Here is an 8,379-nt window from a genome sequence, read left to right on the forward strand (position 1 = left end):
CTGGAACCCTTATGCAGACTTTAACCTCTTTACTCCACGCAATCCCTTCACCTGATAGTGCTGCGATGCTGCGTGCACAGCAGCATGTCGATGGCTTGCTTAAACCGCCAGGAAGTCTTGGTCGACTCGAGTCGCTCGCCGTGCAACTGGCCGGAATGCCGGGTCTGAAGGGCGTACCGCATGTGAATGGCAAAGCGATGCTGGTGATGTGCGCCGATCACGGTGTATGGGATGAAGGGGTTGCCGTTTCGCCTAAAATCGTCACGGCTATTCAGGCTGCTAATATGACGCGTGGCACGACAGGCGTTTGTGTGCTGGCCGCTCAGGCGGGGGCAAAGGTACATGTGATTGATGTCGGCATCGATGCTGAGCTTATCCCTGGCGTGGTGAATATGCGCGTGGCGCGCGGCTGCGGCAATATTGCACAAGGCCCGGCGATGAGTCGTTCGCAGGCCGAGGAGCTGCTGCTGGAGGTTATCCGCTATACCCATGAGCTGGCCAAAGATGGCGTAACGCTGTTTGGCGTCGGTGAACTTGGTATGGCAAATACGACACCAGCGGCGGCAATCGTCAGCGTGCTGACCGGCAGCGATGCCGAGGATGTGGTGGGTATCGGCGCTAACCTGCCGCTTTCAAGAGTAGGCAATAAAGTCGATGTTGTGCGGCGAGCAATTGCCGTCAATCAACCGGATCGCAATGACGGTATCGATGTGCTGGCTAAGGTAGGCGGGTTTGATCTGGTCGGCATGGCGGGTGTGATGTTGGGGGCGGCCTCCTGCGGCCTGCCGGTCGTGCTGGACGGTTTTCTCTCTTATTCCGCTGCGCTGGCGGCCTGCCAGATTGCGCCGCAGATTAAACCTTACCTGATCCCGTCACATTTCTCCGCCGAGAAGGGGGCTCGCACCGCGCTGGCGCATCTTGAACTGGAGCCGTATCTCAATATGGGGATGCGTTTGGGCGAAGGCAGCGGGGCCGCGCTGGCGATGCCGCTCGTTGAAGCCGCCTGTGCAATGTACAACAACATGGGGCAGCTTGCCGCCAGCAACATTGTGCTTCCGGATGGTAAGGAAGCATAGTTACGTGAGTTCCTGATCCCGCCTTATGGCGGGTTTTTTTATGCGGATTTTAGGCGTAACCCACTAAAACAGATAATAAAAGCTATAATTAACGGATATCTGCTGCGGCGAAGGAAAGGAAAAAAATGCGTCGTGTAAAACTGCTTTGTTCACTCATTATGCTGCTCGTGAGTCAGAGCGCGCAGGCGGTGAGTTATCCGCTCCCGCCTGAAGGCAGTCGCCTGGTGGGGAGCCCTTTGACCATTACGGTACCTTCAGGAAACACTCAGCCGTTGGAAGCTTTTGCCGCGCAGTACGGACAGGGGTTGAGCAATATGCTGGAGGCCAATCCCGGCGTGGATGTTTTTCTGCCTAAGTCTGGCTCGACGCTGGTTGTGCCACAGCAACTGATATTACCGGATACTGTACGCGAGGGGATCGTAATCAACGTCGCAGAAATGCGCCTTTACTATTATCCCGCTGGCAGCAATACGGTTGAGGTTTTACCCATTGGCATTGGCCAGGCGGGCAGAGAAACGCCGCGTAACTGGGTGACGGCGGTAGAACGTAAGCAGGAAGCACCAAGCTGGACGCCTACGCCGAATACCCGGCGCGAATACGCAGCACGTGGGGAAAGCCTGCCGGCGTTTGTTCCTGCCGGGCCAGATAACCCGATGGGACTGTATGCGATTTATATCGGCAGGCTTTATGCCATTCATGGCACAAATGCGAATTTCGGTATTGGTCTGCGGGTAAGTCAGGGGTGTATCCGTTTGCGTAATGACGACATTAAATATCTGTTTGATACCGTACCGGTAGGGACGCGTGTGCAACTGATAGACCGACCGGTGAAATACAGCGTAGAGCCGGACGGTAGTCGCTGGGTGGAAGTGCATGAACCACTGTCACGAAACCGGTCGGAATACGAGTCTGACAGAAAAGTTCCCTTGCCAGTCACCCCCGCGCTGCGCACCTTCATCAGCGGGAATGACGTGGATATGAGTCGCGGAAATCAGGCACTGGAAAGACGCTCCGGCATGCCGGTGAATATCAGTCTGATTCAGACCCATTACTAATTTTCAAGGCGACCCTGTGACCTTTAGTCTGGGTGGGTCGCTTTTTTAATTTGATATTGTCCCTTTTTTACCACGCCAATATGGTCTGCCATTAGCTGCGCCTCGTGTTCGCTGTGTGTAACCAGCAGTGCCGTTTGCCCGGCGGCACGCAAAATATCCCGTACCTCGTTGCCAAGACGCTCACGCGTGCGCTTATCAAGGCTGGAGAAAGGCTCATCGAGCAGCAGGATTTCCGGATGCGGCGCCAGCGCGCGCGCAAGAGCGATACGCTGCTGTTGACCGCCGGACAGTTCATGCGGATAACGGCTGGCATGACTGTGCAACTCCACCATTTTTAACAGTTCCGCCACCCGGACCTGCTGCTGCTCACGCGGCATACGTCGTAACCCAAAGGCCACGTTTTGTTGCGCGGTCAGGTGAGGGAATAACGCATATTCCTGAAAGACCATGCCGACATGCCGTTTTTCCGGCGGCAGATGAACACCGGAACCGGCAACGCGGCGCTGCGACACATAGATCTCTCCGCTTCGCAGCCGTTCAAATCCGGCAACAGCGCGTAACACTGTGGTTTTTCCGCAACCTGAAGCGCCCAGTAGACAGGCGATCTCTCCTTTACGTACCGACATTGAAAACCCGCTCAGCACCGATTGCTGACTGTTGCCGTAGGCAACATGCACATCCTGGAGTCGTAATGCAATTTCTGACATTGTTACTCTCTTAACCACGGCGAGTCATCTGGTGACGCACCAACAAAATAACCGGTAGCGTGCCAGCTAAAACAATCATTAGCGCGGCGATAGCACCTTCTTCATAGGTTCCACGGGCGGCTTCTGCATACAGCAACGTTGCCAGCGTTTCGAAGTTTACCGGGCGCAACAGCAACGTTGTTGGCAGTTCTTTCATGGCATCGGCAAAAACCAGCAGGGCGCTACTCACTAACGCCGGGCGCAGCAATGGAAAATGAACCCGTGCAAATGTGCCCGCACCATTCTCACCCAACAGACGAGAAGCCTGCTCCAGCGAAGGCGGAATGCGGCCCAGGCCGGAATCCAGTGCGCCGATAGCAATCGCCTGGAAACGCATGGCACAACAAATTACCAGCAGGATCCCGGCGGACATCAGCGGCAGGCCGCGAACATCCAGTAAATCTGCCAGCCAGCGGTCGACTGCCATCGCGGGGGTTAAAAAACCAATCGCCAGAATTGTACCGGGAACCGCGTAGCCTAAAGAAGCCAGACGCATCACACCACGGCGAAATCCTGGCATCGCGTTATCTGCGGCGCTATGCCGCGCGCTCCAGGCCACCAACATACTGACGCAAACCACCACCAACGTGGTTCCCGCGGCCAGTGATAACGTATTTCGTAATGCAGCCAGTAACGAGGAGGATATAGGGCTCTCGTCACCTATACGTTTGGCGCTTTCCCAGATTAAAAACAGCACCGGGGCCAGAAAGCCCAGCACAACCGGCAGCGAAATAACGACACCGAGTAGCCAGCCACGCCAGCCTTGCACGCGGGTGGGTTGAATTTCCCGCAGGCTACGGCTGCTGAATCCCTGTTTTCTGCGGCCATAAAATTCCAGCGTCAGAATAAAGAATATAAACATCAGCATTATGCAGGCGATTTGCGCTGCGGCAGATAAATCAGAGCGAGAGATCCATGTGGTGTATACGGTAACGGTTAACGTTTGTACCCCGAGAAATTCCGACGCGCCAATATCGTTAAGCGTCTCCAGCAGCGCCAGACTGATCCCGACGGCCAGTGCCGGGCGTGCCATGGGGAGTGCAACACGAAAAAAGGTCCCGGTCGCGCTGCATCCCAACGTACGCGCTGCTTCCAATAGATGGGCCGGCTGGCTGATAAACATGGCGCGGGTTGTCAGGTACACGTAAGGATAAAGTACTAATCCGAGCAGGATTATTGCGCCGGAAAGGGAACGTAAATCGGGCAGGCGGAACTGTCGCGGGTTGTCAAAGCCCAGTATAAAACGGATAAAGGTTTGCAACGGGCCAATCGGATGCAGCAGATCGAGCCATGCAAAGGCAACGATGTAGGTCGGCATTGCCAGCGGCAACAGCAGCGCCCAACTGAGAATTTTTCGCCCAGGGAAATCCCATGCCGTTACCGCCCATGCGCTGCCTACGCCAATGACGCCAACCATTATCGCGACACCCGCTAGCAACAGCACGGTGTTTTTTAGCGCTGAAGGCAGTACATATGTCATAAGATTATCCCAGTGGGATAAATCAGCCTGAGTGGCCTGCCAGATCAGCGCAACGATGGGGGTCAGGACGCCAAGTGCGACGCACAGCGCGCCAAGATGCAACGGCGTTAATAATGACTGCGGCCCGGAAACCAGGCCGCGTAACGTCGGAAACTGCAGCGATTTATTGATCGAATCCAACTTTATCTACCAGCAGGCTAGCTTGTTTACGATACTTCACGATCTCTGTGAGCGGTGTTTTATCGACGTCGATTTCACCGATTGTGGCGCTAATGACCGGGTCAAGCGTTACGCCTTTCAGTACCGGATATTCGAAGTTCGCTTTCGCATACTGCTGCTGGGCAGGCGCGGAAACCAGATATTCCATCAGCTTAACGGCATCGGCTTTATTTGGCGCATAGCGGGCAACGGCAGCGCCGCTGATGTTGACGTGCGTACCGCCATTTTCAAAGGTGGGTTTAACGACTTTAATGGCATCGCCCCACTGACGAGCATCGCTGCCTTCTTTGGCGTTTTTCATATGGCCGACATAATAGGAGTTGGCCAGACCAATATCACAAATTCCACCGAGGATATCGCGGGCAACATCGCGATCGCCGCCGGTGGCTTTACGCGCCAGGTTAGCCTTCACGCCGCGCAGCCATTCTTCGGTTTTAGCTTCACCATGATGGGCAATCATCGCGGCGATCAGCGCCGTGTTGTAGGGGTGCTGACCGGAACGAATACAAACTTTGCCTTTGTATTCTGGGCTGGCGAGCTGTTCGTAATGCCAGTTATCGATTGGCAGCGACTTCTCGGCATACAGTACGCGGGCGCGCATAGAAAGCGCAAACCACTGATTATCCGCGCCGCGCAGATTCGCCGGAATGGCGGCTTTCAGCGCTTCTGACTCTACCGGCTGGGTGACGCCGGCTTCAACTAAATCGATGAGATTTCCGGCATCGACGGTCATCAGCAGGTCGGCAGGGGAGTTTTTGCCTTCCGCCTTAACACGCTCAAGCATACCGTCTTTGATATAGACCGTACTTACTTTGATACCGCTGGTTTTAGTCCAGCTATCAAGTAAAGGCTGGATCAGGCCCGGTTCACGGGTGGTGTAAAGCGTTAACGTTTCCTGAGCGAAAGCCGGCAGGCTGACAGAGAAGAGGAGGGCAGAGGCAAGCGTGATACGGCGCAATCCGGTGCGAGTCAGAGCATTCATCGTTTTTATCCCAGAGTAATTGGAACATACAGTGAACCGAGTCGGGGCTCGTTCTTTTGGCTCGCGTACAATAAATGATAATCACTAGCACTTACAATAATTGCAAAGTTTAAACGATTTACATTTACACAACTTTAATCAACGATGTGATGCGGCATGGAATGGGGAGTTATGGCAGACTGAGCGCTTATAGAGGCAGCTTTTATACAGACGTGAAAAGCAAAAAGCCCGCTTAAGTTTCCTTAAGCGGGCTTCTTAAATTTGGCTCCTCTGACTGGACTCGAACCAGTGACATACGGATTAACAGTCCGCCGTTCTACCGACTGAACTACAGAGGAATCGTGTGAACGAGGCGCATATTACTGACCTCATCATGAGGTGTCAACAGTAAAATTAGCGCGTCATTTCAATTGGTTAATTAATCTTCAAATTCAGTGTTAATGCGTGTTTGGTGAGCGATAATCGTCGTCTCCCCGGGTATCGCGTAACCGCTCCATGGGGTTCTGGCGATAAAACTGGATGAAACGCTGCCATAAGGCAGGAAAACGCGGAGCAAATAATTCAGGAGCACTGAAAAAATACTCGGATAGCACGGCAAAGCATTCAGCAGGATCGGTCGCTGCGTAGGCATCTATACTGCACGCAGTTTCTCCAACCAGATCGATCTCATCCTGAATATTGTTCATTGCAGCATGCAGGTCGTGTTCCCAACCGGCGATATCGCGTAGGGGAATCGCCGGAATACCGCTGGCACGATCGCCATTACGCATATCAAGCTTGTGCGCCACTTCATGGATGATCAGATTAAAGCCGGAGGCATCAAAGGAATCCTGAATATCAAGCCAGTTGAGGATTATCGGGCCTTGTTGCCAACTCTGCCCGGACTGTACCACGCGTTGATTATGCACCAGCCCAATATCGTCTTCCCATTCATCGTCTACGACAAATGGGGCAGGGTAGATGAGAACTTCATGAAACCCGTCAAGCCACTCAATCCCCATTTCCAGAACAGGTAAACAGAATAGCAGAGCAATGCGCGCACTTTTTAGCGGGTCCAGCTCAAACCCCTGAAGAGCGACTAATCTTTTTTGTTGTAAAAAGCGCTCGGCCAGGGCAATAAGTCTGGCTTGTTCTTGCTCGGTGAGATTCACCAAAAGGGGAATAGCCAGGGCGTCGTCCCACGGCCAATCGTCACTCCGGGTTGCTTCTTGTTCTTTCCAGGGCCACTTAATCATCGTTTTGCTCGCAAACTCGTCACTTGAACGAAATTGACGGAACTGGGTCTGTTAAAATGCCAAATTACCTGGCATCATGGCAACCGCCAAAACGGAGAGATGCCAGAGCGGCTGAATGGACCGGTCTCGAAAACCGGAGTAGGGGTAACTCTACCGGGGGTTCAAATCCCCCTCTCTCCGCCACTATTCAAACACTTAGCACACTTCCTTTCAACGACTCATGTCACACTTGGTATAGTGTTGGTATATTCACTTGGTATAAAACTCGCCATCACCATCTTCTGATTTGCCCAATACTGGAAGATCCAATGTGGGAGAAATTTTCACTTTTCTGTCATAAACCACAACCTGGCTTTCAGTTTTGTGACCTGAGAATACTTGCTTTTACTTACTCTAGCCTTCGTAATCCGATATTCCCTTGGCTTTGAGATCATGAAAAGTACACGGCAGTTTTCTATCTGGTTTTTTTCCTGCTACAGATGACCGTTTCCCGTCCGTCCAAAGTCTTTGCAAGTTCGATGGCGTTATGAAGCCGTTCGGTCCAGACCTTTATTTGCTTAGTCCCGGTCTTTCCTTGCTGAATAAAAATGCCTTCCTCGCTTACTTGCGACCATTTGAGTGAAAGAACATCAGACAACTATGCGAACAGTTTACGTACCAGCGCAATACACCCCGATACCGGGAACGCTGACCCAGCCGGTGGTAGCTCCATTACCTCCAGTGCGCTGACGTACTGCGAGATCGTAATCTGGATTGAACCTCTTCTTGCAGCAATAGAGAAGGCAAACAACCAACTTGCAGGGATTAGATAAATTGAAGAGATAAAAAGGCAGAGGCCGGTTGGAAGCGATGCGGGTAATTAGAAAGCATAAAAATAATCTCGCCCTATCGGATCATGTAAATTAATTGTAAGTGTGTTTTTTTAATTTCCCATTAATTAATGACATGAACGTGTTTGTCCGAGATAATAACCGCCTCGTTAATTCTTTATGGTTTTTTTTACTATACTATAACCACAGCGACGTGCTGGAAAATAAATTGGAGTTTTCCATGAAATTTTACTCAATGAACATATCTTCTGATCAATCTAAGAACAAGGATAGAAAAAATGATGATGAGGAAAAGAATAAAACTAAAAAAACACAAAAGTAAACATAATGCTTTGTTGTTTTCTTAGTAAGTTAAAGGTGGTTTTATGACAGACCGTCCTGATATAGTTGAACCGATACCTGAAGATTTACCCTTCCCTGGAGAAGATAAACCAATTTATCCAGATGACGGAGAACCCTCAGAGCCAGAGAATCCCGAAATTGACAGGGATTCTCCTAAATGATATGTATCATAATAAACCGTCGTAATCTAGGCGGTTTATTATGTGATGAGAAATCGATGAGAACTGCGTGTGAATGAATTTAAAAAATATAAACTGTGAGTTTTTATTTTCGCTGGTTAAGTGTTCTACGTTATAAATGGCTCGGTATGAGCCATTTATGCTTTAACGGCGGCCCAATAAAAAGCCAATTATAAATGCGGTAGTCGCGGCTACGGCGACGCAAGTTATTGGATTGGACTCTATCTGACTCTTG

7 protein-coding genes, 2 tRNA genes and 1 pseudogene are annotated in these 8,379 nt (G+C 51.5%); 4 read left to right on the plus strand and 6 right to left on the minus strand.

Annotated elements, in window-relative coordinates:
* Positions 1–11: 11 nt before the first annotated feature.
* Complete coding sequence (gene cobT / locus KQJ19_RS09460) at positions 12–1,076, plus strand: nicotinate-nucleotide--dimethylbenzimidazole phosphoribosyltransferase (RefSeq protein ID WP_047499039.1); 1,065 nt, start codon at positions 12–14, stop codon at positions 1,074–1,076.
* 125 nt (positions 1,077–1,201) lie between these two features.
* On the plus strand, positions 1,202–2,131 hold the full coding sequence (ldtA, locus tag KQJ19_RS09465) for a L,D-transpeptidase (RefSeq protein ID WP_016153509.1): 930 nt from the start codon (positions 1,202–1,204) through the stop codon (positions 2,129–2,131).
* A 23-nt stretch (positions 2,132–2,154) separates the two neighbouring features.
* Here ldtA and KQJ19_RS09470 read toward each other — a convergent pair whose 3' ends face one another.
* From KQJ19_RS09470 to mtfA, 5 genes are all read right to left on the minus strand, one after another.
* Complete coding sequence (locus tag KQJ19_RS09470; RefSeq protein ID WP_016153508.1) at positions 2,155–2,838, minus strand: ABC transporter ATP-binding protein; 684 nt, start codon at positions 2,836–2,838, stop codon at positions 2,155–2,157.
* A 10-nt stretch (positions 2,839–2,848) separates the two neighbouring features.
* Complete coding sequence (locus KQJ19_RS09475; RefSeq protein ID WP_216403594.1) at positions 2,849–4,537, minus strand: iron ABC transporter permease; 1,689 nt, start codon at positions 4,535–4,537, stop codon at positions 2,849–2,851.
* A complete protein-coding gene (locus KQJ19_RS09480; protein ID WP_047499042.1) occupies positions 4,521–5,558 on the minus strand; it encodes an extracellular solute-binding protein in 1,038 nt (345 codons plus the stop codon). The genes KQJ19_RS09475 and KQJ19_RS09480 overlap by 17 nt, the downstream gene beginning before the upstream one ends.
* Positions 5,559–5,820: 262 nt before the next feature.
* Positions 5,821–5,896 (minus strand) — tRNA-Asn (locus tag KQJ19_RS09485).
* A gap of 99 nt (positions 5,897–5,995) precedes the next feature.
* Complete coding sequence (gene mtfA, locus KQJ19_RS09490; RefSeq protein ID WP_047357950.1) at positions 5,996–6,793, minus strand: DgsA anti-repressor MtfA; 798 nt, start codon at positions 6,791–6,793, stop codon at positions 5,996–5,998.
* Between the two features lie 93 nt (positions 6,794–6,886).
* Here mtfA and KQJ19_RS09495 point away from each other — a divergent pair.
* Positions 6,887–6,976, plus strand: a tRNA-Ser gene (locus KQJ19_RS09495).
* Between the two features lie 66 nt (positions 6,977–7,042).
* Here the strand turns inward: KQJ19_RS09495 and KQJ19_RS23985 are convergent.
* Positions 7,043–7,436 (minus strand): annotated as a pseudogene (locus KQJ19_RS23985) (integrase); the annotation flags it as partial.
* Between the two features lie 552 nt (positions 7,437–7,988).
* On the opposite strand from KQJ19_RS23985, the gene KQJ19_RS09500 reads away from it, so the two are divergent.
* The gene (locus tag KQJ19_RS09500; RefSeq protein WP_153690256.1) at positions 7,989–8,126 is read left to right on the plus strand and encodes a hypothetical protein; all 138 of its coding nucleotides are present in this window, start codon (positions 7,989–7,991) and stop codon (positions 8,124–8,126) included.
* The last annotated feature ends 253 nt before the right edge of the window (positions 8,127–8,379 follow it).

Source organism: Citrobacter sp. S46_ASV_140, assembly GCF_018919545.1.
GTDB classification, from domain to species: Bacteria; Pseudomonadota; Gammaproteobacteria; order Enterobacterales; family Enterobacteriaceae; genus Citrobacter; species Citrobacter braakii.

What these genes read in the sequence shown, in the direction of transcription:
- KQJ19_RS09470 (WP_016153508.1), bottom strand. Translation starts at nt 2,838, where the DNA reads ATGTCAGAAATTGCATTACGACTCCAGGATGTGCATGTTGCCTACGGC.
- KQJ19_RS09500 (WP_153690256.1), top strand. Translation starts at nt 7,989, where the DNA reads ATGACAGACCGTCCTGATATAGTTGAACCGATACCTGAAGATTTACCC.
- KQJ19_RS09480 (WP_047499042.1), bottom strand. Translation starts at nt 5,558, where the DNA reads ATGAATGCTCTGACTCGCACCGGATTGCGCCGTATCACGCTTGCCTCT.
- cobT (WP_047499039.1), top strand. Translation starts at nt 12, where the DNA reads ATGCAGACTTTAACCTCTTTACTCCACGCAATCCCTTCACCTGATAGT.
- mtfA (WP_047357950.1), bottom strand. Translation starts at nt 6,793, where the DNA reads ATGATTAAGTGGCCCTGGAAAGAACAAGAAGCAACCCGGAGTGACGAT.
- ldtA (WP_016153509.1), top strand. Translation starts at nt 1,202, where the DNA reads ATGCGTCGTGTAAAACTGCTTTGTTCACTCATTATGCTGCTCGTGAGT.